Raw genomic sequence first — 26,070 nt, 5'->3', positions numbered from 1 at the left:
TAACAATTATGTTTTAATCACTTATAAGCCTCATTCTGTTCATATAATCCTTCTTTCACTTTCATCTGTGTATCAGGAATCGGATAAAGATAAGTACCTTCTTTTACACGATCAGCATATTGAGCAACTAGAGGGCGAGTGATATTACCTTCTGAATCTGTAGCATAATGCATAAACTTGTCTTTCACGGCTTGCAAATTATTATGACGGACAAGATCATGCCAGCGAATACCCTCAAAAGCCAATTCCTTACGACGTTCTTTTTCTATACACTTCTGGAATTTATCCGGTACTTTCTCCGCATCACTTAATTCACTCAAGCCGGCACGAGTACGAATCCTATCTACCATATCTATCCCCCTATCCGTAGGCCCCACAATCTCCGCATACATTAACATGACATCTTCCAACCGAATTAATGGATAATTAATAGGGAAATAAGTACGATCTATTATTTGCCCATCAATATCAGAATATCCCAGTTCCTGTCTCTTAATCTTATGTTCCATAAATTTAATAAAGAAATCATCGCCCGAATATCTAGTAATTTGGTTTGGGTTGTCTTTATTGACAAATTTCGTTGTATCAATAGTTGCCAGACAACGTACATCCAAGTAATGTCCTTCTGCATCTTTCTCTTCCCCCAGAAGTTCTTTCAAACCATCTGCACATCCCATGCTCCATCCTGCCAATTGTACTGCGGTATATTGGGAGGGAAGTTTAGGAGTACATATACCTGCCATCGGATTACCATAATCTTTAGCTGCGATATATTGAATCTCAAATATATGATATTTATTATCATTGTCACTAATCCATATCCTCTTCCACTCATCAGCATTTTTCGCCCAAAATTTCTTTTTTGCGTCAGCGTAATCTATCACTTTCTCAAATAAGTCTTTTGCTAATTCTTTTTTACTTTCATCATATAAAGGATAACCTGCCATAGTTAAATAAACCTTGCCAAGTAAAGACTGTGCAGCTTGCAAAGTAGCGCGTCCTGTGGAAGTTGCCTTTCCCAAATAATCAGTAGGAGCATCATTTAAACTAGTTATAGCATATTCTAAATCGGGTATTATGGCTTTTTCATAAATTTCATGCGCTTCTGATTGTGGAACAGACATAGCCTCGGTAATAGTCAAAGGAGATAGAGTCAAAGGTATGCGTCCAAAATAGCGTACCAAATCAAAATAGGCCAACGCTCTTAAAAAACGCGCTTCCCCTATCATCTGTTCTTTTGTTCCTTCTATGATAAATGTTACTCCATCAACTTTTGACAGAAATACATTGGTACGATATACAATCCGGTATAATTCTTCCCATGCTCCACTTATAGTGGAAGTAATAGCCAAATTAGGATCATAGGTACTAATAGCCAAATAATCCCGTTGGGCTCCGGTATATTCACCACACCAAACATTATCAGAGCGAAGTTCCGACATTAATAACGAATATTCCGACACAGGAAGTAATCCATTATAAATCCCCATTAACGCTTGTTCCATCTCTTTGGGTGTCTTATAATAATAGTTTGTTGTACGAGTGTCTACTGGTTCTACTTCCAACCAATCACTACATGATGAAAAGAGCGATCCTAAACATAAAGCTCCACCTAATATGTATTTATACAATTCCATAATTTTCCGTTTTATTAAAATGTAACATTAACTCCCAAAGTAATCGTTCTTGGCTGAGGATAAGCTCCATAATCATAATCTGCAGTTTTACCACCATTATTAGATTCCGGAGAGAATCCCCCGTCATATTTATCCCACATCCAAACATTCTCTGCCGACATATACAAACGGGCACTGCTAAGATATTTAAACCTTTTAACGGGAATACGATAACCAAGAGTAATATTTTTTATCTTTATAAAGTCTGTACTATATAACCACCGTGAGTCATATAACGAACTTGTATTTTTATTATCAATACCTGGAGTTTTTCCATCTCCCGGTTCTTCTTCCGATCTCCACATATTCTTCCATTTAGCTAATACATTAATAGAAGCTCCCATACCTGGACGGTCCATAGCTCGGCCTAACACACTGTAAAGTTTACCACCGGTTTGAGCCGTAAGCAGAATAGACAAATCAAAATCTTTATATCTGAACGAGTTTGTGAAACCAAAAGTATAATCAGGTGACGGTTTACCTACTAATGTACGATCCTGGTCATTAATAACTCCATCATCATTAGCATCGCGATATCTCACGTCTCCCACCTGTGAGTTTGTCATGGTAGGATATTTCTTCAGATCTTCTTTAGTCTGATAAACTCCGACAGCATCATACATATAATAAGCTCTCAATGGCTGACCTACCATAAATACCTGAGTATTAGAATCACTATAACCAATAAATACAGTAGTATTATCTTCTCCCAGACTCTTTACCTCGTTTTTATTATAAGAAACGTTTAAGGATGTACTCCAATTCAGCTTCCCTGTCAAGTTCTGGGTTGTCAGTTCCAATTCAAAACCTCTATTTCCTATACTACCAATATTTCCCCAAGCTTTGGTGAATCCCATAATGGCAGGAACAGAAACTTTATACAAAAGATCTTTGGTCGTTTTATCATAATAGTCGGCAGCCAGCACAATACGGTTATTAAAGAATCCTAGGTCTATACCAATATTCCAGCTATGTGTCTTTTCCCAACCCAGTTTTTCGTTGTCAATAGAACTTGGCGCAAAGCCATTAACCAAACTTCCCAATGAGTAATTTGCACTTTCCATCAATCCTAATGCAGCACCATTAGAGATGGAATTATTACCATTCAGTCCCCAGCTTGCACGCACCTTTAATTGATTCATCACAAAATCTTTAGGCCAGAATTTCTCATTCGAGACACGGTAAGCTGCTGATACAGCAGGAAAAGTACCCCATCTATTCTCCCTGCCAAAACGCGAAGAACCATCCCGGCGAATACTCGCTGTCAATAGATAGCGATTATCGTATTCATACTGAAAACGTCCGAAATAAGAAAGTAAACGGCTAGGAGTCGTTAAAGTAGCAGATGCTCCGGTAATCGCCTGATCATTCAAAGTAAAAACTTCTAAAGAGTTATCCGCAAATTGCTTTGCAGACAAACTACTTGATGCCCCAGAAGAAGACTCCATAGAGTAACCAGCCATCAAGCCTACCGTATGCTTGCGAAAAGTTCTGTTATAATTCAATATCGTTTGGAACAAATATTTATGGGAACGTGTATCAGAACGATTTGCACTTGTATGATATCCTTCACCCACTTCCCATTTCTTCAGAACTGAGCTTGGAGTAAAGATACGTCTATGCTGACTTGAAAAAATATAAGAGCCGGTTGCTTCCAACTTTAACCCTTTCAATAAATCAATTTTCAAATAAGCAGAAGAGTTTACATTAATATTTTCCCGATGATTAACATTCTGCTCCATAAAAGCTATTGGACTCACATTGGAACTAGCCCACAAATAACTATCATAAGGCTCTGCACCCTCATATACCCCTGCTTCCGGCTCAGCTATAGGACACATAGACAAAACTTTCTGCGCCTGTTGATCTTTTCCTTCAATGCTCCCTCCTTCATTCCAAGTCATAGTCGGAGCAATATTAAATCCCATTGTGATACGATCAAACAAACGAGACTCTACATTTGCACGTAGATTCAAACGTTTATAGCTTGTTTCAATAGCAACACCTTGCTGATCAATATATCCCAACGAAAGACGGTATTTGCTATTCTTATTACCATTAGATACAGATAGTTGGTAATTCTGTATAGGAGCCAAACGAAAAAACTCATCCTGCCAGTCTATCAATGCCAAACCACCATAATTAGGCTGTGACCAACGAGGGTCATTCATGTAATAATAACTAATCTTACCACCATTCATAGCTAAACGAGTTTCCCAATCATCATTAGCAGTAGCTCCTTTTGCAGCATATTTCTCTACATATCTATAATTATTATATGCAGTACGAAAATCAATCCATTCTTCCGGACTCAAAACATCTACCCTTCTCTCCAATTGCTGAATACCATAAGATGCAGAAAAATCAACACGTACTTTATCAGACTTCGATGCAGTTTTCGTCGTTATCAAAATAACGCCATTTGCACCACGTGAACCATATATAGCAGAAGAAGAAGCATCTTTTAACACCTCAATCGACTCAATATCGTTCGGATTAATGCTCCCCAGATTATCTACCGGAATCCCATCCAATACATATAAAGGTACCGCATCAGCATTAATCGATGCTGCTCCCCGTACACGAATCTCAAGTTCTTCTCCAGGCGCTCCACTTGTTGAACGGATTTCCACCCCTGAAAGCATACCTTGCAATGCAGAAGCAATATTCGGCGCCGGACGATTTTCAATTTTCGAAGCATCCACTTTGGACACAGAACCTGTCAGATTACCTCTCTTGGCAGAACCATACCCTATAGCTACTACCTCATCTAATTGAACCAATGATTCTGTCAATTGAACTTTATAAGTTGATTGTGCTTTCAACTGGACCTTTGCTTTATTATATCCTAAAAAAGAAATTTCCAGAGTTTTAACTGTAGATGGAAGATTTAATTCAAAAGCACCGTCCAGATTTGTAATAGTAGAACGGTTGGTACCGATAGCAACAACCGTTGCACCAATAACAGGTTCCTCATTTTCATCAATTACTGTACCCCTGATAGTACGATCATTTTGAGCCAGTAACGTAACTGATTGCAAAACAAAGACAGTTAGCAGAAAGAGAAACAAAGTTCCTCTACTTAAACAACTAATGCCGTACTCTGTGCTTTTCATACATTTCATTTTCATATTAGTAAAAACTTAATTTAAACATTCAATTTTGTGATTTTCATATTGCAAATGTAGTACAGGAACATATTTTAATTATGCAATCCAGTACAAATAGATGGTACAGAATCCTATTTTTCAATTAAACGCACCTTTATTAAACCATCATAAGGATTAAAATCAAAAATAATTTTATCCCCCAAGATATTTGCTGATAGTCGTTTTTTATTTTGGGTAACAACTACTCCTTTTACTCCTTCCTTTCTGACTATCATTGTTAATGGTTCCGCAAAAAGTTCCTTATTTAGCTTCAATTTTGGAGTAATAACCAGCACATCTTTTTTATCTGATACTTTCAGTTGTATTTCTTTCCTCTCCTTTATATAAGAAGCGATTTGCCGAAAAGTACTTATCCAAATTTTATCCTCCATATTTTTCACTTCGTCCAAATGTTCCCAAAATAATTCAGGTGACTTGAAAGCATCATATCCGTAATTAATGCCATGGGTCATGGTTACTCCCCAATCCTTGTTTTTTATTAAGTCTTCCAACCATTTTGCAAACCGTTGAGGACTTGCCTTACTTCCACCTATCGAAAATTGTTTCACACGTGTTGCCACCCTATTTTCAGAAGCTATCTGAGAAATCGTATCTGGCTTATAATTATATGGATAACAATAGGTAACAGGCATAATACCAATGTTAGCAAAAATTGCACTATCATTTTTCTCTATCTCGTCTTTAATACGAGCTAAGGGCAAACGTGACATTTTCTTATGTGACCAACTATGATTGGAAATCTCATGTCCTTTATTTGCCATTTCCTTCAATTGCATCCAAGTCATTCGAGGAACCTTTGCATCCATTCCCTGTTCCGTATAATAGCCGCATATCCAAAAAGTTCCTTTAAAACCCCGTTTTTCCAATTCTGGAAAAACGATTGTATAATGTTCTGCCAACCCATCATCAAATGTATAACTAATAGCACATATTTTATCATGCTTATATTTGGCTACATAAACCTCCCTATTTGCAGCGAATGCAGAATTAGAACAAATGATAAGGTTTAAAATAAGGAAAAAGAATATTTTCATGACTTTTCTAATTATCTATTTATCCATTATTGTACAAATTATTTTAGAGGCGACAATTTCTTGTCCAGCCCCTGCCATGTGCACTCCATCACCAGCATAATAATCAAGTATTCCTAATAACGGATGATATACATCAACCACACTAAAACCTTTTTTGGAAGCCATATACATCAATTCCGGTATCAAATTATTTAATCTCTGACTAGCTCCTTGGAACTTTAGACTAATATTTTTCTCTCTGAGAGGAGGAGGAGTTACGAAAATTAATTTTGTATCCGAACCTTTATACAGATTATGCATTTTTATCTTATTCAGAAGTTTCTCAAAATTTAGTACAACCTCATTCTGCCTGGCTTCAAATATTCTTTTTGTATCATTAGTTCCTAAACACAAAATAATATAATCATACTTTTTCTTTTCAACTTGTGCCTGATCTAAATATGAATTGATATTTTTAAGTCCATTCAATCTTTCCTTACCATTATTGTCAAACCCAATAGTACGCCCGGCTTCTGAATAATTAATTATTGTAGATTCCGGTAACATCTTCTTCAGTTGTGCAACCCAACCATCTTTTTTCTGTCCATTAGAATCACCAATAGTCAGGATATTATATTTTAGGTCTGTAATTTTATTGTAAGGTATCAAACCTAAAGCCTGAGGAATTTGATCATAATCACTCTCAAGAACTGTTAACTGTATGTTACTATACTTACGTATCAAATAGACATCACAACCAAACATCCTTCTATTCTTTTTGCAGTCAAAATTACTACGTTCACCCAATAAATCAAATATTTCGTAACAAGATATAAGGCTAGGATCATTAACCGCCTTCATCTTAATATCATCCATATTCAATATTCCATATTTTAACTCTCCAACTAATCGATTGTATATATTCAAAGACGGTGTAACAGAAAGAGAATCTTTATCTCCCCCATTCATCTTAGCATAGATAAACAATCGGGCATCTTTACGCTTTTCAATCAAACATTGATGTTCTAAAGATAAATCTACATTCAGTGCTCCCCAAACCGAAAAAGATTTCACCGGATAGTTAAGATTCATGTAGCTTGCCAATGTCGCAACGCCACCTTTTCCTGAACCTATTATATGAACATCATTGGGATTGGCATTAGTTTGTCTTAATGCATATCGAATTGCATCCTCAATATGGGCCAACATTTCAAGAATACTCACTACACTCACTTCTTGATTGACTTCTTCTAAATTCGGATGAATATAATTCCAGCCACGAGCTATAATTTCTTTGATTAAAGGATTCTTCTGTACAGAATCATTATTCCAAGTATCAAGATTCACCACCAAAGGCTGAGGACTTTTGCAAATAGTCTTATACATAAGTGCTCGCCGAATAGTGCCATCTTTAACAGAAGGAATCTCCACGTTCCTCAGTGCAGAATCCCAATTAGTCTCCACTGCATTATCACAAATCATTTTATTTTGAGCAAACATTTGTAAAAATGACAAGCCCCCCAAAAGAAATATAAACGTAATCTTTCTCATGATTATTCTATTTTTACTAGCTTTCATTATTTTAGCTCTTACTATGCAAAAGAAGCGCAAATTTATGAATACAGCCTTAATCACCATACATTTATATGTATTCCTGTTCAAAATATACCATCACCTGATTTTTGCGATTTGTTTTGCATCATAATACTTGTTTTCGTACTATATTACAGGAATAAGAGAATACAACGCCCTATATTTGCCAATAAAAATTCTGCATAATAATTATAACTTAATAATTTATGAAACACAAATTATCCACTTTATGCCTCGTTATTATCGGGCTCTTGTTCCATTCTTCTATCCTTGCAGAGAACCATCCTCGCACCTCTATTCTATTGGATAAAAGCTGGGGATATAAACCACTCACCAGTAATAAGAAAGATGCATCACTTACTCCGGTAACCCTTCCTCACACTTGGAATGCGAATTATCTGGAAGGTACCACAACATACAATCGGGAAATGATGGTATATAAACGTGATTTGGAAATTACTCCGGAAATGAAAGATAAACGACTTTTCCTCTATTTCGAAGGTGTCAATTCTGCCGCTGACATTTTCATAAATTACCGGACTGTAGGACAACATCTAGGTGGCTACACAGCTTTTTGCTTCGAAATCACAGATTTTGTACAGAATGGTAATAATGATCTGGAAGTGTGGGTAAGCAATGCATATCGTACAGACATCCTGCCAATTAGCGGAGACTTTAATATCTACGGTGGAATCCACCGTCCTTGTCATCTGATTATAACAGAAAAGAATTGCATCTCTCCTGTATTCTATGCCTCGCCAGGAGTGTTTATCCATCAGAATAGAATTACCAAGCAACAAGCCGAAATCTGTGTAGAGAGTATTCTTTCTTTAAAAGAAGTAAAATCCGGTCTGAAACTGAAAACAACCATCACAGATACTAATGGAAAAGAAGTGACCAGCAATATAACAGCAGTCAGTGAGGAGACCGTCAAACAGCCACTTACAATCACTAATCCTATTCTTTGGAATGGAAAAGAGAATCCTTATTTATACAACGTATCAGTAGAACTATATGATGGCGACAAAGTAATTGATAAAGTAACTCAAAAAACGGGATTCCGCTACTTTCATGCTGACCCGGAAAAAGGTTTCTTCCTAAACGGAAAATACCTGAACCTCTATGGTTTCTGCCGTCATGAGGATGTAAAAGGTAAAGGAAGTGCTTTACAGCAAGAAGATTATGATAAAGACATAAGCCTGATAAAAGAAGTAGGTGCGACCGCTATGCGTTTGGCACATTATCCACACGCAGAACCCATGTACGACTTATGCGATCAAAACGGAATTATATTATGGACAGAAATCCCGATGTGCGGTCCCGGCGGATATGCATATACCGGCTATTTACACAATAAAGGATTCGAGGATAACGCCAGGCAATCCCTGAAAGAACTGGTATATCAAAAATTCAATCACCCTTCTATTTGTTTTTGGGGAATATTCAATGAGCTATTGATTACCGACAATAAGAAATTTCAAGAATATGATAATCCGGTTCCTTTTGTTAGAGAAATTAATGAATTGTATAAAAAACTGGATCCGTCCCGTCTGACTGCTTTTGCAACTTGTGTAGACCAAACTAATTATCTGGGTTGTTCCGATCTTATTGCTTGGAATAAATATTTCGGTTGGAAAACCTCTCAACAATCTGCCGAAAAGTTTTTTGATGATGTAAAAAAGAACTCTAATAACCAGCCAGTGGGAGTATCGGAATATGGAGCCGGCGCCAGTATCCATCAACACGCATGTCCCCTCGACCATAATACCCAACGTCCTAAAAGAGAACATCCTGAAGAATATCAGGCAATCTGTCACGAAGGTTATTGGACAGCATTTACCGAACGCCCCTATTTATGGGCTAAGTTTATCTGGCAATTCGCAGATGCACAATCCTCTATCCGACAGGAAGGAGATACAGATGGTATTAACGACAAAGGTACTATTACCTATGATCGCAAAGTAAAAAAAGATGTCTTCTACTTTTATAAAGCGAACTGGAATTCGGAACCGATGCTCTACATTTGTAGCCGTAGATTCACCGAACGTACTAATCCAAACACGTTAGTCAAAGTATATAGCAACCTAAATGAGGCAACTCTGTATCTTAATGACAAAAAAATCGGTAAACAGAAAAAAGATAAGGTTAACCGGATCATATGGGATAATATAACCCTTTCTCCCGGAGAAAATGTCATTCGTGTAGAAGGGAAGTCCGGAAAAGAAATATTGAATGATACTTGTATATGGACACTTAAATAAACTTCTTGATAGTTATGAGAATTTATAAACCGTATTTATTAATGGCTTTGACACTTCCCTTTTTGTCAGTCTCTTGTCAGCCTCAAGTCGAATCTGCAAAGATTGTAACTATAGATAAGGTAGGCGCCATTGCCATGCCGGAAGAAATTGCCCCTATTGGCAAAATACCGTTTCAGATGCCTGATCTTAAAAGGCCTGTCTTTCCTGAATTGACAGTCAACATATCAGATAAGGGAGCCAAAGCAGATGAACCTATCACTCTTATTGTCAATCAAACGATCATGGACGTTCACAATCGAGGGGGGGGGACTGTCGTCATCCCCAAAGGGAAATGGAAATCAGGGCGTATTGTGCTAAAAAGCAATGTGAACCTCCACTTAGAAGACGAAGCCGAAATAGAATTTCCCGGAACTGTAGAAAGTTATTTACCTGCAGTGTTCACTCGCCACGAAGGAATTGAAATTATGGGAGCCGGGGCATTCATCTATGCAAATGGAGAAAATAATATAGCTGTGACCGGCAAGGGCATTATTTATGGTCCAGCTATGAATGCGGAGATCAGACAACTACCTAATGGAAATACTGTAGTTGAAAATGACATATCGTCAACCACTCCGGTAGCGCAACGAATATTTGACGGTATGAACGGAAGGGGATTCTATCGCCCAAAAACAATCTCGCCCATTAACTGTACTAATGTATTGGTTGAAGGTATTACTATGGAACGCAGCGCATTCTGGAACATCTGTCCGATTTACTGTGAAAATGTAATAATCCGTGGTATTACTGTAAATTCGATTGGAGTTCCCAGTGGCGATGGTATCGACATTGAATCCTGTAAGAATGTACTGATAGAATACTCCACACTCAATTGTGGAGATGATTGCTTCACTTTAAAAGCCGGACGCGCTGAGGATGGACTACGTGTAGGTAAGGCTACCGAGAATGTCGTAATCCGCTATTCATTGGCCAAAGACGGACATGGTGGCATTACTTGTGGAAGTGAAACTGCAGGTGGAATAGAGAATATTTACCTACATGACTGTGTGTTCGATGGAACACAAGTAGGAATACGGTTTAAAACCCGCCGCAATCGAGCCGGAGGAGTATCTGATATTCTATATGAAAATATACGCATGACGAATGTAGGAGAAGCTTTTAAGTGGGATTTGCTTGGCAGCAAACGATATATGGGAGAATTGGCCAGTCGCATTCCACCAAGAGCTGTGAACAGACTGACTCCTGTCATAAAAGATATAAAGATAAGGAACTTTATTGTAGAATCAGCCCATAAAGTATTAAGCATCAATGGCATTCCGGAAGTACCCTGTAGCAATATTCTTATTGAGAACGGCAAAATCAACAGTCAAGAACTCATTACTGCAATGAATGATGTTAACGGATTTATCTTACGTAATCTGGAAATCAACTCACAAGATAATAAAATTAGTATTTTGGACGGACAAAATATCCTATTCGACAATGTACTTTTTACAGTTCCAGCGGGAGAATTATATACCAACATTAGAGGTGAAAAATCTAGAAATATTGTTTATCAAGACGAGAAATCAAAAATAATATGTACACATGAAAAAACAATAAAGGTAAAACAACTTACTCATTAATTAAGATATTCCCCTCTCTTATCAGTTTTCAATAGGTAAGGGCTTCTCAAACAAAATGAGGAGCCCTTTTTATTAGTCTTCAAAGAATAAACCCCAACCAATTCAAATTAAAGAACTAGCCGGGGCAACCTTAAACAAACACAATCCTATTTATTTCTTTAGTGTTTCCAAAAATTCAACTTCCACTATTCTCAATTCATTATTTGTTTTTTCACCGCCTTTTACCCTAAGAAGGTCAAGATCACCAACATTAGGCTCAACAACTTCCACTATTTGTCCGAAAGCATCCGATTCTTTTGCCTCTCCCTTCAACTTGATAGTTATTTTATCCGTTCGTACAGGCTTGACAGATAGATGAATATACCCCAAACTCTTTTCCGTATTTCCACTCCAAACAAGTTTATCATCTGCAAAAATCTCCAAAGGATAAGAACGTTTCCGCCAACCAGTCAATTTAATGCAAATATCATCTATTTCTGCTTTTCTCTCCAAATGATAAGTAATCCATGCCGTACTCAATTTTCCATCATTTTTCCATTCACTTAATTCGTTACTATCATAACTATAAATAGCCTGTTCACTATTTATTCCGGCAATAGCGGATTTTATTCCTACGTCTACTTTTGAGTCCTGATAAGAAGGAGTCAACGGGGTTTCACCACGGTCAAACCGACTAATCAACTTTTCACTTGGAAAAAACGTGCTAAGTCCGTCCTTTACTTCAACAGGATTAGAGGTTAATGATAGCTCTGCTGAAGGTAAACCAGCTGTCGTAGCCCTTACCATGATATTACCCGCCTGTTCAGTCGAACGAATCAAAGTTCTTGTTATACCACACTCGACAGGAAGCTCTTTAGCCAATACATAATTGTCTGTAGCTTGCGCAATGCCTCCACGCCATTCGGCAGGTCCTTGCAAATCAAATTTAATCATATTATCAGCAAGCGGACATCTATCACCATTCGCATCTACAACCTCAACCTGCAGTATAGCCAAGTCAGCCCCATCTGCAAAAAGTCCCTTTGGTCCATGCATAAATGTGAGTTTCAGATGATGAGGTTCTCCTATCGTTTTTATAGAATAACGGCTCAATTCTTTGTTATTCTCGCCATAGCTCACTGCTTCAATTATTCCTTTCTCCCACTGGACAGAATCAAACGTAAATAAAAAACGATAATCCTGTTTGCCGAAGCCCTTTGATTTACCATTTACAAATAATTCTACTTTATCACCTGAAGAAACCACATACACAGGTTTAATCACTTTAGATGTATAATTCCAGTGACCAATGATATATGTATGTTCCTTTTCCGTATCAACCCAACCGTCCCACATGGCTTTATGAGCAAAAAATCCATCTTTAGGTATTCTCAACGGATCCACGACTCCACTCCGGCGATAATTTTCTTCACCACGACTATGCGTCTGTGTGTCCGAGAAAATAATTTTAGCACCACCGGAGCTAACTCTCCTTCCGGTACCCGGCCGTTCACGCCAATAATCATACCAACGCCGAATCAATTCTACAGCAAACATATCTTGATTATGATTATAGGCACTTGCATCCTGCCCTCTATACAAAGGTCCTGCTCCTTCCTTATGAAAAGGATAGCTATATTCATCCCAATACTTACGCAGACCTTCATCACGACAATATTCGGTGGCAAACATCGGATGATGCTCACTCTTATTTATATAAAGCATTTCACCGCCCCATTCAGCTTCACGGATATCCAGCATCTCACGAGAACCTATTGCTCTTCCCCCATAAGGATCGTACATATCACGAATAGCTATCATTTCAAGCATATGTTCACGACTTATAGACTCATTACCTGATTCGTAAAACAATATACTCGGATTATTCTTAAAGTAGATGATAGCATCACGCATTAGCTCCAAACGCTGTCCCCACCAACGGCCAACGGCATCTTTTTCTGCATCTCCGGCAGGCATTACCTGTATCACTCCTACTCTGTCACATGATTCAACATCTTGCTTCCAAGGTGTAACATGCATCCATCTAAAGAAATTCGCATTATGCTCAATCAACAAGCCATTAGAATAGTCACTCATCCAAGGTGGTACCGATATGCCTACTCCCGGCCATTCATTACTTGTACGCTGGGCGTATCCTTTCATTTGCAAAACCCGGTCATTCAGCCATATCTTTCCGCCACTAAAACGAGTCTTTCTGAAACCTGTTTTAGTTACTACTTCGTCAACAATCCTGTTATCCACTATCAACCTTGTCTTTACATCATAAAGATAACCATATCCCCAACTCCAGAAATGCAGATTTTCCAATTCTTTGGCAGCTTTTAGCTTTACTGTCTCTTTAGATTTTACTATCACCGGAGCACTTTTAAAAGTACTTACCCAATTGCCGTCGTAATCATATACACATACTTCATAGCTTACATTGCACGATTTATCATATTCGTTACGTACTTCAGATTCTGCATTAACAAATGCTTTACGGCTCTTAGTACATATATCTGTCGCATAGATATACACTCCTGTCGTTCGTAAGTTACTATACAAAGGTAATGTTTGGTATAACTTATCCGTGATATGCAGCCATACGTTTTTAGGAATACCTCCGTAATTAACATTAAAGTTATTGTCGTTCCATTGATATCGACTGCCGGTAGCCCGCTCCTTATACTTCCAATCATTATCAGTACGTACAGCTATTACATTCTCCCCAGTAAAATTTAAATACGGTGTCAGATCAAAGCCTACAGCCATTACTCCATTTTCATGTAGCCCAATATGTTTACCATTCAAATAAAAATCGGCTCCCTGACGTACTCCTTCAAACTCTATAAATACTTTTTTCCCCTTGGCTGTTTTCGGTAGCTTAAAATGTTTACGATACCAGGAAACGGTATCTGTCATTTCTTTAATAGCAACTTTAAAAGCCTCATCTTCATTAAAAGCGCGAGGCAGAGTTATTTTCTTCCAATCCTTATCAGTAAAAAATAACTTTTCTCCTCCCTGAACATCACCAATATGCAATAACCATTGAGAATTAAAATTGTATTTCTCTCTATTATTAGCCCCCAGTAGCATAGGTATCAGCAGTAAGAGAAATAATAACTTCAAAACTTTAAATCTTCCCATACTTCAAAATATCAATGTTTTATCAAGTTTTATCATCAATCTATTTTATACACCTCCGTACCAGCCAGCAAGAAGCATCCTACTCCGTAATCTTCAAAATCAGGAACGCTCTTGTAAGTTACCGGCTGACTGTCTTTAGGCTCTTTGCCACTACCCTGCACGAATCCCAAGAAACCATTCGGATGTACAGCCTCTTTCACAATAGCATTCCATGCTTTTACAATGACAGGCATATATTCTTTTTTATCCAATAATCCATTGCGCACTCCCCATGCCATGCCATAAACAAATAAGGAGGTTCCTGATGTCTCCTTCCCCCCATAATTGGATTCATCATGCAAACTTACATTCCAGAAGCCGTCTGCGCGCTGACAAGCCTTCAACGCTTTACTCATTGACAGGAAATCTTTTATATAATCCATACGGTGTGTATCATTCTCCGGAACCTCATTCAAGACTCTCACCAATGCGGCATATACCCATCCGTTTCCCCGGCTCCAAAAGCAATTCTTTCCGTTAGGCTCTTTATAAGGAGGAACGAAATTAGCGTCTCTCCACCACAGTCCCTCTTTTTGATTAAACAGTCCATTGCCTATCTCATTACGGGAGCAAGAATACATCTGCCACATTTTATCATAGTATTTCTGTTCGCCTGTCAGCCTGCCTAACTGGGCAAGAACAGGCATCCCCATCTGTATCGCGTCAATCCAAGTCCAGTCGTCCACTTGAGGAGTATTTACCAGCATATCTATTGAAACTTTGATATTTTTTATTTTCGCCGGATCAGGGGAAATCTTATAAAGTTCAATATATGCCTGTCCGCAACAGTGGTCATCTGCATTACGTGTGATATTGCCACCACGCAATCCCCACTTATGAAAATCCGCCCAGTCATATGCATAATCATAATAATCCGAACGGGGATAGACAGTATGCAAAGCCATCAACCCTTCATAATATACCCCGCGAGTCCAGATATTACTGGGTCTGAATTTCCCCACATAACTTGGTCGGGTAAAATCAGCGTACTTTTTCATAAAATAATCGTTGACTTTCACCAATGTTTTTAATGTCTCTTTCCGGTCGGGAAGAGACTGCGCCGACAGGAGATTCCATCCGGCAAGCAATGTCACAACGAAAAGTAGTCGTCTTTTCATGATACAATTTTAATAATACATTAATTAGTTTTCAGCAAATGTAAGGCGAAAACTTCTATACCGGATGTATCATAATACTATTCCATTAACTACAATTCAAACCTGCAAAATGTGAAGAAACATAAGAAGCTTACTTCCATTTTTCCATGTTTTTGTATCTTTGTACATCAATTACAGGTAGAATATGCCTTCCTTTGCCTATCAATTACAAATAATTAATTAACTGCAAAATGAAAAACATAGTACTTTTTTCAGTTTTGATTTTCTGTCTTCTCATAGAAGGAGCAACAACTCCGACCTATGGAATGAAAAGACAAATGGAAGCTTTAGATAGAGGATTAGTAGCCGTGAAAACAGAGAATGGGGTTTTCATCAGTTGGCGCGTATTGGGTAACGAAAAAGAGACAGCCTTTAATGTGTATAAAAATGGCAAATTATTTAAATCAGTTTCTTCAAAACAAGCTACCAACCTGACCGACAAATCCGGTAATCTAGAAGATAAATATGTAGTGAAAGCTGTTGTAAAAGGGAAAGAAACAGACAGTTCCAAAGAAGTGAAAGCCTGGGAACAAGACTTTCTGACTATACAACTAAACCGTCCAGAAAAAGGAATTACCCCACCGTGCATCGCCTTGAATCGTTCGAACGGAATTGCCGAAGAGTATCCGGAGGGACAGGAATATACCTACGTTCCAGGAGATTGCAGCGTAGGAGACTTGGACGGAGACGGCGAATATGAGATTATAGTTAAATGGAATCCTTCTAATCAGACTGATAATTCTTATTCCGGAATCACAGGTCCCGTCTATCTGGATGCCTATAAATTAAGCGGTAAACATTTGTGGAGAATTAATTTGGGAAAAAACATCCGTGCGGGCTCACACTACACACAATTTATGGTATATGACTTCAATGGCGATGGCAAAGCCGAACTAGTCTGCAAGACAGCACCCGGAACGGTAGACGGAAAGGGGAAAAAGATATTCCTTGGTACAGATGACCCGGACAAAGACTGGAGAAACCTGGAAATGAATAAAAAAACGTGTGGCTATGTATTACAGGGTCCGGAGTATCTCACCATTTTCAGTGGGAAAACTGGAGAGGAACTACATACCGTTCCTTATGAAGCAGAACGTGGAGAAGTCAGTTCTTGGGGAGATAGCTATGGCAATCGCGTAGACCGCTTCTTGGCTTGTGTCGCTTATTTGGACGGAATACGTCCAAGCGTTATCATGTGCCGTGGTTATTACGCCAAAACAACTTTAACAGCTTATGACTTTATTAAAGGGAAGCTGATAAAACGGTGGGAACATATTTCTGATATAAAAGGGAAAGGAGCTTATGGACAAGGTAATCATAATCTATCAGTGACCGACGTTGACGGAGACGGCTGTGATGAAATTGTCTACGGCTCTTGCGTGATTAATAATGACGGAACTGTACTTTATCGTACGGGACTGGGACATGGAGACGCCATGCATATAGCTAATCTGGATCCTGACCGTCCGGGATATCAGGTATGGGAAGTACACGAAGAAAAAGAGGCTTGGCAAACATACGGTTATGAAATGCATGACGCACGAACCGGAGAGATTCTTTGGGGAGGTCCTACAAAAGGAGACAACGGACGTGGACTAGCGGCAGATATCGACCCTAATCACCGCGGATTCGAAATGTGGAGCTCAGGAGCACCGGGAGTTTATAACTGCAAAGGGAAAAAAATTGCAGACAGAAAACCATCTATCAGCTTCCGTATCTATTGGGATGGTGACTTGCAAGATGAAATCCTGAATAAAAATGTCATAACTAAATGGAATGGTTGGAAACCCGTAACACTACGCACTTTTTCCGGAGCTCGACATACTAGTGGAAGTAAGGCGGTTCCTAACCTAAGCGCGGATATTCTAGGTGACTGGAGAGAAGAGGTCATTCTCTGTGATGCTGAAGACCCAAGTAAACTACATATCTATACTACTACTATCCCTACCGAACATCGCTTATATACATTAATGCACGACCCTATGTATCGTTTGGGAATTGCTTGGCAAAATGTAGGTTATAATCAGCCACCACATCTAGGCTTCTATATCGGAGACGGCTTAAAGAATATTCCTTGGCCAGAAATGTATACACCTCAATAAAATCAGTTGAATGATTAATCAATATACTAGTAACCACTAGAAAAGGCTCTTTTTCAAAGTTGAATTTGTATAGCGACATCACTATACAAATTCAACTCTTCATATCGGTATCCACTTCTGTTTTTACAGGTTCTTTTCTATACTGTAATGGAGATTTTCCAAATGATTTCTTAAAACATCTGCTAAAATAGAAAGGATCATTAATACCAACTTGGAAACCAATCTCGGCTATATTCAAGTCAGTGGTCAGCAATAACTCCGCTGCCTTCTTCATCCTAAGAATACGAACATATTCATTAGGAGCACACCCTACAATACTCTTCAACTTACCATAGAAAGTGGTGCGTCCTATTCCTATTACAGAAGCATACGTTTCCAGCTTAAACTCAGCGTCCCCCATATTTTTTTCAATGACAGCATCTAACTTTTTCATGAAAGCTTTATCCCTGTCAGTAGTGTTAATAAACGGCTGCAGTGCTCCCGGTTCAGTCTCAAATTTTCGCTGCAATTTTTCACGCTGTTCAATCAACTTCACAATACGCATCAATAAGTACTTCACGCTAAAAGGCTTAGTGATATAAGAATCCGCACCTGCACGTATCCCTTTCAATTGATGTTCTTCCGAAGAATAAGCGGTAAGAAGAATCACCGGAATATGGCTTATATTAAAATTACTTTTCAGTCGTTTTGTAAATTCAAATCCATCCATTTCCGGCATCATCACATCACAGACAACAATATCCGGTTGTTCATCACCCAACTTCTCAAGCCCTTCGGCTCCGTTAGCTGCTGTCGATATAGTAAAATATTTGCCAAGCTGACTCTCAAGAAGTCCCCGTACATCGTCATCGTCGTCAATTACCATCACTTTATACTCTTTAAAAGGCTTATTGACCGAAGAGTCCAATATTTCCGGCACTTCTTCAAAAGTTAACGAATCCTTCACTATCTCTTTAGTAACTGACAAAGATTCGGCAGAAAGTTTTTCAATAATATCCGTTTCATCATAATTTGTTTCAGACAGAGGTATAGAAACGGAAAAACAAGCTCCGCCCATCTCCGAATCCATATATACAATATTCCCTTTATGTACTTTTATCAATTCAGAAGTCAGATGCAAACCTACGCCCGTACCATCAGAAGCATAATGTATCTGCTCAAAACGGACAAACAACATATTTCGTTTTTCATAAGGTACTCCTGGCCCATTATCCGAAACACTCAACGTAAAAGAATCTTCGGCAATCGAGAAATGAAGCCTTAACACAATCTTCCCTCCCACCGGGGTATTCTTAAAAGCATTTGACAATAAGTTGTAAGCAACCTTATCCATTTTACCCTTGTCAAGCAAGATTTTCTGTTTATACTCATTTGACTCAAACAAGAACTCAATCTTCTTCTTTTCAGCCATTTCATTAAATGTCTGATAGATATCGTAAAAGAAACGTTCGGCATCCGTCCATTCCAGTTTCAATTCCATCTTATTGTTCTGTAAACGGCGGAACTCCAATAACTGGTCAATCAAACGAAGCAATCGGTTAGAGCTCTTGGTCAGCAAAGTTAATTGCTTGCTGATTAGCGGAGCTATACTCTCTTGCCCCACCAAATCTTCAATAGCTCCCCGGATAATAGTCAGCGGAGTACGGAATTCATGGGAAATATTTGTAAAGAAACGCAATTTATACTCCGTCAATTGCTTTTCTACTTCCACAGCCATATTCAGCCGATGCATCTTAATCACCAGTCTCGATACAAAGTAAGCAATAGCAATACCTAATATAATATAAAGAACAATTGCCTGCCAAGACTTCCACCAAGGCGGAAGAACGATTATTTCCAAATCAGTTTCTTGTTCGCTCCACACTCCAAAGCTGTTACAGCCTTTCACTTTAAAGACATACGTTCCGGGTGGGACATTACGATAAGTTGCCATATTATTCCGTGATACCGGATTCCAGTCTTGTTCATAGCCTTCCAGATAATATACGTATTGATTAAATTCCGGGGCACGGAAATTCAACATTGTACACTCCAAATTAAATGAATTCTGATTATATTCCAAGACAACCCTCTTCGTACTCGTGATACTTTCTGCCAAAGGAGAGTCTTCTGTTCCGGGACGTATATTGATTCCATTAATCCGCAACCCGGTAATCACAACAGGCGGTGCATAAGTATCAAAAGTCACACCCAACGGGTCAAAAGCATATATTCCGTTAAAGCTGCCGAACATCAATTCACCATTCCGCTTTTTCCAGCAAGAAAGTTCATTAAAAACCGCCGGATAACGATTGTTAGAAAAGATCAGGTTCTCAAATCGTTCTTTTTTCAGGTTGAATCTAGATATACCACTCTCCGTACTCACCCATATATCCCCATTGTTATCTTCCAAAATTGCCTGAACTGTTTTATTAGATAAACCATTATCTCCACCAAAATGCTTAAACTCCGATTGTGCCAAGTTCTCTTTTCGTTCCAACAAATGAAGCCCCCTTCCGGTCGTTCCCATCCAGATACGACCTTTGCTATCCTCAAATACAACTTTCACCTCATCATAACTCAACAATTGCCGGTTGGGAGAATGTACATGCAAGACCGTAAACTTGCTCCTATCCCGAATTAATTCATCCGGGTTAAAAACAACAACCCCATCATTTGTACCAATCCATATAAGCCCATTCTTATCTTGAATCATAGAACGCATCATGTTCAGATGCTCGTTATCGAATAAAAACTGCCGGAAGCTCAACTTGCCGGAATTCCGTTCCGCCAATTGCAAACCTCCTCCAAAAGTAGCCATCCACATGCGATTCTTGGTGTCACGCAATACTGTAAAAATATTATTGCTTGATGACGGCTGACCTGCACTATTAGATAACATATATTTTTCAACGACCCGTTCACCTCCCTCTGAGAAAAGTAACAAACCGGCTCCTTTCGTTCCCAACCATTTATACCCAAGCGTATCTTCAGCAATTGTAAACGGCAAACCACCTTCAATCCTATGCGTATAAAGCCGATGTTGATTTTCATCACAGACGTACAAATTACCGTCACGTGTGCCAAGCCAGAAATGCCGATTCTTCTCTTCAAACATCAGACGGACGGCATTACCGCGTTCCATTCCATCTCCCGATGCCGGATAGTACATTTCAAACGGATAATTAGACAAAGAGATTTTCACGACTCCTCCTAATTCCGTTCCCACCCAGATTTCACCGGACTTATCTTCCGTCACGCAAAACAAATAATTAGTAGGTAGATCTTTACCTACGGTGAAATGCTGCATTTTTCCTGTATTGTAAATCGCAAACAATCCATTTCCAAAGGTTGTAATCCAAATAATATCCCGCGAGTCATGATAAATCATGAACTGTTCCTGATCAATCAATGAAAGTACTTCCGAAGGAATTAAACTCAAAGGCTCAAATGTATTATCAGAATGATGTCTCCACAAGATACCTGCCTTATTATAAACCCAGACATGCCCCTTATTATCAATAGTGAAATTAGCCCGTGACATCCTTTTCCCTTGAAAGAAATTCTCGGTCGGCAGTATCTTTTTTCCTTTCGTGTCAAACAGATATAAATCTCTGTTTGTCGTTAACATCAGAAGCCCATCATTCAACAAACAAAGACGGACATATTCCATTTTTACCGTATGAGTAATCGGGATAAATGCCACAAAAGAATCTTGCCGGTCATTAAAAACGGCAAAACCAGTTTCATTAACAAAATACAGTTCATCTCCAATCTCCTGCACATCCCAAAAGGTTGTTCCTTTCTGTATAGAAAGTACTCTATTCCCATCAATACGAAATAATTCATCTTTGGTTCCCACCCAGATCCGACGACTCGAATCTTCAAAAACAAACAATATATTTTTCTCGGCCAACACCTCATTGGCAGGTTTCCATGCTTCTTGCTTCCCGTCCACATAACGTATCCGGCAACTTCCATTTTTCCCCCATAACCACACATCACCATTCGATACAACCTTCACATTAGAAAAAATTTTATCCGAGTCTTGAGGAATATAATCAATCATCGCCTCAAGCTGTGGGTCATAGCAAAACAGTGTATTCGAAAAAGTCCGTACCCAGATAAAACCATTTCTATCTTCCACTATTTCGCGGATACGACTGTCCGACAAAGCATGAGACCCATCCAAACGGGGATGAATAACCGTAAAATCTTTGCCATTGAAACGATTCAAACCATTAATTGTCCCCAGCCAAATAAAATTCCGGCTATCCTGCATCATGCAACGAGTTGTATTCTGCGACAATCCGTTACGGTCTGTAATGGTGACAATATCTAAAATATCGAAAGCCGTCATCTTGCTTTCAAACAACAAAAGGACTAATAAAAGAATAAGTTTCCGCATGTGTTTCTTATAGTTTAAAGATACATGCAAAACTAACAATTATTTCTTTAGTTCCCATAAGAACAAGTTACTTTATATGTTGAATAAAAAATCACGGAAGCATTTCTACCACCGTGATTCATTATCATATAACCCATAGTCAGCACCCGGCTACTACAGAGTCATTTATCACTATTTATTTTTTTTCCAAATCAGTACCAATATAATAACCTGTATGAGTCGATTGATTATATCCTATATTCTGATGTGTGGCGCTCATCCGATAGATGTGGTCATCCATCAATGGGCGGAAGCGATGATTTGTTTCTATGTTAGTCGTAAAAATACGCAACTCCGAAGCGCCACCTACATTACGTTCTCCAACCACATAAATCATTTCCTCACGCCAGTCTCCCCAAATATCGCCATAGAAACATGGGGTTCTTTTTGTTCCGTTGATTGAGGCTACCCCATAATTACCACATGAAAACACTCTATCTCCACCTTCACTGTCGCGATATGCCAAAACCAACTCATCGTCTATATTCTGGCGGGTTAAAGTTCCGTCCCACCAAATGCCCATGTTGTATGAATAAACACCACCTTTAATCATTGGAGCAGATTTGCTTAATAGTTCTCCTTTGCAAGAATACATTTTCCCGGTCGGCCAGGAAGCCCAGACTTCACATCCCGGGGTATCCGGATCCATATCGCCCACCATACAACGTCCCACATCTTCACCATCTCCCGGAATTCCCCAGATCAACTCTCCGGTAGCAGCATCGCGGAACTCTAATCCGGCATTTCTATACGAAGCAGGTTCCTCATGGCAAGCCACCACTTGTAATCCCTCTCGGGAAGGGTCAAATTTTCCCAAATGAAGAGCATCTCCATGTCCTAATCCGGTTGTGTACAGCCCCTTACCATTGTGATCGAAAGCACATGCGCCATAAATTAATTCATCTCTCCCATCGTTGTCTATATCACCTACAGCCAAATTATGATTTCCCTGACCGGCATAATCTGTCCATCCCGGATACGTATCAAAATGCCAGCGTTGAGTCAGCTTACCATTTGAATAGTCTAATGCAGTCAACTGGAAATTAACATAATAACCACGGCACATCACAATACTTGGAGTTCTATCCATACCAGAAAAATGTGCCACAGCCATCAAGAAACGATCCGAACGGTTTCCATAAGCATCCCCCCAATAATCATTCCAGTCTTCCTTATCACCTCTGGGAATATAATCTGTGCGAGCTAATTCCTTACCTGTCATACCGTCTACAACCGACAGAAATTCCGGCCCCGCCTGCACCCGTCCGGTTTCCGGATTACGATAATCTGTAATACCATCCTGATTAATATCACCGATCGTCACTCCGTCTCCAAAGGTAGTACCTTCCGAAGTCTTGAGTACAACCTCGGCCTTTCCATCTCCATCCAAATCATAAACTATAAACGAAGCATAGTGGTCACCCTGCGGTACATTTATACCGGTATCGACTCTCCACAAGAAAGCCCCTGTTTCTAAATCATAAGCTTCATACAAGGTAGAACCTTTCTCCTTACCCACCCAATTTTCAGCAGGTCCCGGATCACGTGGCTCCACATCCCTTCTAATAACTAATTCATACTTGCCATCCCCGTCCAAATCACCGACGGCAGCGTCACCGGCATTGTAAGCCAATGTAGGATCCGGCAAGTTGCTATTATTCAAGAAAATACTTTTATAAAAAGTCTGTTCTGCATTATCCGGATTAAACATACACGTCGCCAAAACATCGCTCCCCCCGGAAAAGCGTAATTGATATTCATTCTTTTTACTTGGATCAAACGTTTTGTCCCGATAGTTAGTACTTGTGACAATCGGCTCCTCATTCAACTTTTCCCATGTACCGCCATCCACCTTCCGATAGATATCATAAGTCACATCGTCCGGATCACTTTTAAACCATTTCCAACTAACCAATGCGTTCAAATCCGGTTGCCTGATATCATAACTGACCACCATTCCTCTGGAGTCATAACTCGCAGTAATAGGATTTCCCTCGATTTCCGCCGGATTGTCAGGACTATCCGGACCATTGGGATTCACAATTTTATCATCGGAACAGGCCGCCAAAAGAATGGCTGCACTGAATATTAAAGCTACTATTCTCATATATAATCTCAATTAAGAATTAAAAACTACCATCCCGGATTCTGAGTCAGATTCGTATTACACATCAGTTCTGTCTGCGGAATCGGAAATAAATACATCTTGTCGTCCCAAGAGCGCGTGCTCTTTTCACGACTATAATTATACGTGCCATTATTATTCTGCGTAATTTTCATAAAGGTGACTTCTTTAAGCAATTCTCCCTCTTTCCAACGACGCACATCCCAAAAACGATGTCCCTCAAAAGCCAGTTCCACCATACGCTCATTCTTATACCGCTTCCAGAAAACTTCTGGATCACTTACATCATCTGCCTGCAATTCCGGCATCTTCACTCCCGTACGCTGACGAATCACATTAACAGCCTCACGCGCTGTAAGCGGTGATTTGTCACCGGGCAAAACTTGCTCTACATCACCCGTATAACGGAACATGGCTTCCGCATAATTCAAATAGAACTCACCCAAACGGAAGATAATCCAAGAATGGAATTTCTTATTCGAGCTGGAAGCTGTCAAGTTAATTGAAGCATCGCAATATTTTTTCAAGTAATAACCGGTGGGAGTGGCACCCTCCAAAGGCTGACCGTTAGCACCTCCATAATAAACCTGTAAAGCACTTTTATTGTAAGACGGCCAGTTCGTATCACCATTCTTTGCGATTGTCATAGCCAAACGGGGGTCACGGTTTGCATATGGGTCACTTCCGGGTTCTTCCGAATACCCGCTACCCGGTTCATTCCAAAATTTACCATTTGTCATTTCATAAGCATCAACCAATGTCTGTGTAGGGCAATTGCCACCTTTACCACCTTCCACACCTATCGGAAAATTATTCGTTTCAAACGAATTACTTTCTTTTTCCGCACGGCAAAGGAAAATCATCTCATTCTCCCGGTAACTGTCTGCTCCCCACAATTTGTCATAATTGCCTAATTTATACCCATATTTGGCACATGAATCAATAACCGCCTTACTGGTTTCAGCTGCTTTTTTCCACAAATCCTTTTTTTGTTCCGGATTGAAGAGTTCACTGGCCGCATACAAAGCCGTACGCGCTTTCAAAGCCAATACTGCCAATCTATTTGCCCTTCCTGTTTCCGGTTGCTCCGTAGGCAGGGCATAATCTCCTAATTTAGTATAGTCAGCCGGAATCTTATCCATAATGGCATCACATTCATCCTCGATAAACTGAAACACTTCTTGTACAGACGTACGTTTCAACGAGTTTACTTCATCCCCCGAAGGTACTTTCGTAACCAAAGGCACATCTCCATACTGACGAGCCAAATTAAAATAAAAATATGCACGCAAAAACCTGACTTCATGCTCGTAGTTATTATAACGGAACATTTGTGCATCATAATCTGAATTCAAACGAAGATCCGGGAATGTCAATCCCAAAAATTCCTCCAGATACATATTACATTGCTGAATAGCCAGATAATTCTTGCTCCAGTTTGAAATAGTATTCGTAGCGCTCCAAGAACCATTATAAAAATCATGAACAGAACTCGAAGTCCACGCATATTCAGCCTCATCACAAGCAGAAGCCAATGTAGCTCCACCATAATTTCCCCAGTCCGAATCTAATTGAGCATATATGCTGGTAACCAGTCCTCCCACATTCTCATAAGATTCCATCATATAGTTCTTATCATAATTGGCATATTCATTAAAGTCCAATTGGTCCTGACAAGCAGTCAGCCCTCCACAGCCAATCATACTTCCTATGAACAAATATTTGAGTTTCATAATTTATTTCCTTTTTTAATTACA

12 protein-coding genes are annotated in these 26,070 nt (G+C 39.2%); 3 read left to right on the top strand and 9 right to left on the bottom strand.

Annotated elements, in window-relative coordinates:
- Positions 1 to 17: 17 nt before the first annotated feature.
- The 4 genes from DWZ47_RS05390 to DWZ47_RS05375 form a co-directional block, all read right to left on the bottom strand.
- Positions 18 to 1,637, bottom strand: coding sequence for a RagB/SusD family nutrient uptake outer membrane protein (locus DWZ47_RS05390; protein ID WP_099147575.1), 1,620 nt, complete (start codon positions 1,635 to 1,637; stop codon positions 18 to 20).
- 14 nt (positions 1,638 to 1,651) lie between these two features.
- Positions 1,652 to 4,792, bottom strand: coding sequence for a SusC/RagA family TonB-linked outer membrane protein (locus DWZ47_RS05385; RefSeq protein ID WP_008646719.1), 3,141 nt, complete (start codon positions 4,790 to 4,792; stop codon positions 1,652 to 1,654).
- Positions 4,793 to 4,917: 125 nt separating this feature from the next.
- The gene (locus DWZ47_RS05380) at positions 4,918 to 5,880 is read right to left on the bottom strand and encodes a polysaccharide deacetylase family protein (protein ID WP_004302675.1); all 963 of its coding nucleotides are present in this window, start codon (positions 5,878 to 5,880) and stop codon (positions 4,918 to 4,920) included.
- A gap of 15 nt (positions 5,881 to 5,895) precedes the next feature.
- Positions 5,896 to 7,410 carry an SGNH/GDSL hydrolase family protein gene (locus DWZ47_RS05375; RefSeq protein WP_004302676.1) on the bottom strand — a complete coding sequence of 505 codons (1,515 nt, stop codon included), beginning with the start codon at positions 7,408 to 7,410 and terminating at the stop codon, positions 5,896 to 5,898.
- Between the two features lie 248 nt (positions 7,411 to 7,658).
- Here DWZ47_RS05375 and DWZ47_RS05370 point away from each other — a divergent pair, with 248 nt between their 5' ends.
- Positions 7,659 to 9,713, top strand: coding sequence for a glycoside hydrolase family 2 protein (locus tag DWZ47_RS05370; protein WP_117512476.1), 2,055 nt, complete (start codon positions 7,659 to 7,661; stop codon positions 9,711 to 9,713).
- A gap of 41 nt (positions 9,714 to 9,754) precedes the next feature.
- Positions 9,755 to 11,338: a glycoside hydrolase family 28 protein gene (locus DWZ47_RS05365; protein WP_117512475.1), complete on the top strand. Its 1,584-nt coding sequence runs from the start codon at positions 9,755 to 9,757 to the stop codon at positions 11,336 to 11,338.
- Positions 11,339 to 11,488: 150 nt separating this feature from the next.
- Here DWZ47_RS05365 and DWZ47_RS05360 read toward each other — a convergent pair whose 3' ends face one another.
- Both DWZ47_RS05360 and DWZ47_RS05355 read right to left on the bottom strand, forming a co-directional pair.
- Positions 11,489 to 14,464 carry a glycoside hydrolase family 2 protein gene (locus DWZ47_RS05360; protein WP_117512474.1) on the bottom strand — a complete coding sequence of 992 codons (2,976 nt, stop codon included), beginning with the start codon at positions 14,462 to 14,464 and terminating at the stop codon, positions 11,489 to 11,491.
- A 35-nt stretch (positions 14,465 to 14,499) separates the two neighbouring features.
- On the bottom strand, positions 14,500 to 15,621 hold the full coding sequence (locus tag DWZ47_RS05355; protein WP_117512473.1) for a glycoside hydrolase family 88 protein: 1,122 nt from the start codon (positions 15,619 to 15,621) through the stop codon (positions 14,500 to 14,502).
- A 230-nt stretch (positions 15,622 to 15,851) separates the two neighbouring features.
- Between DWZ47_RS05355 and DWZ47_RS05350 the strand changes: the two genes are divergently transcribed.
- Positions 15,852 to 17,762, top strand: a complete 1,911-nt coding sequence (locus DWZ47_RS05350; protein WP_117512472.1) for a rhamnogalacturonan lyase — start codon at positions 15,852 to 15,854, stop codon at positions 17,760 to 17,762.
- A gap of 91 nt (positions 17,763 to 17,853) precedes the next feature.
- Here DWZ47_RS05350 and DWZ47_RS05345 read toward each other — a convergent pair whose 3' ends face one another.
- The 3 genes from DWZ47_RS05345 to DWZ47_RS05335 all read right to left on the bottom strand — a co-directional run bounded on the left by DWZ47_RS05345 (position 17,854) and on the right by DWZ47_RS05335 (position 26,046).
- On the bottom strand, positions 17,854 to 22,149 hold the full coding sequence (locus tag DWZ47_RS05345) for a two-component regulator propeller domain-containing protein (RefSeq protein WP_233525003.1): 4,296 nt from the start codon (positions 22,147 to 22,149) through the stop codon (positions 17,854 to 17,856).
- Positions 22,150 to 22,324: 175 nt separating this feature from the next.
- On the bottom strand, positions 22,325 to 24,295 hold the full coding sequence (locus DWZ47_RS05340) for a rhamnogalacturonan lyase (protein ID WP_117512471.1): 1,971 nt from the start codon (positions 24,293 to 24,295) through the stop codon (positions 22,325 to 22,327).
- Between the two features lie 26 nt (positions 24,296 to 24,321).
- On the bottom strand, positions 24,322 to 26,046 hold the full coding sequence (locus DWZ47_RS05335; protein WP_117512470.1) for a RagB/SusD family nutrient uptake outer membrane protein: 1,725 nt from the start codon (positions 26,044 to 26,046) through the stop codon (positions 24,322 to 24,324).
- Between the last annotated feature and the right edge of the window lie 24 nt (positions 26,047 to 26,070).

Origin of the sequence: Bacteroides sp. AF32-8BH (assembly GCF_003435205.1) — a bacterium.
Classification (GTDB): domain Bacteria; phylum Bacteroidota; class Bacteroidia; order Bacteroidales; family Bacteroidaceae; genus Bacteroides; species Bacteroides ovatus.
Note: the sequence above shows the minus strand (reverse complement) of the source record. Positions and strands in the feature narration are given on the sequence as shown.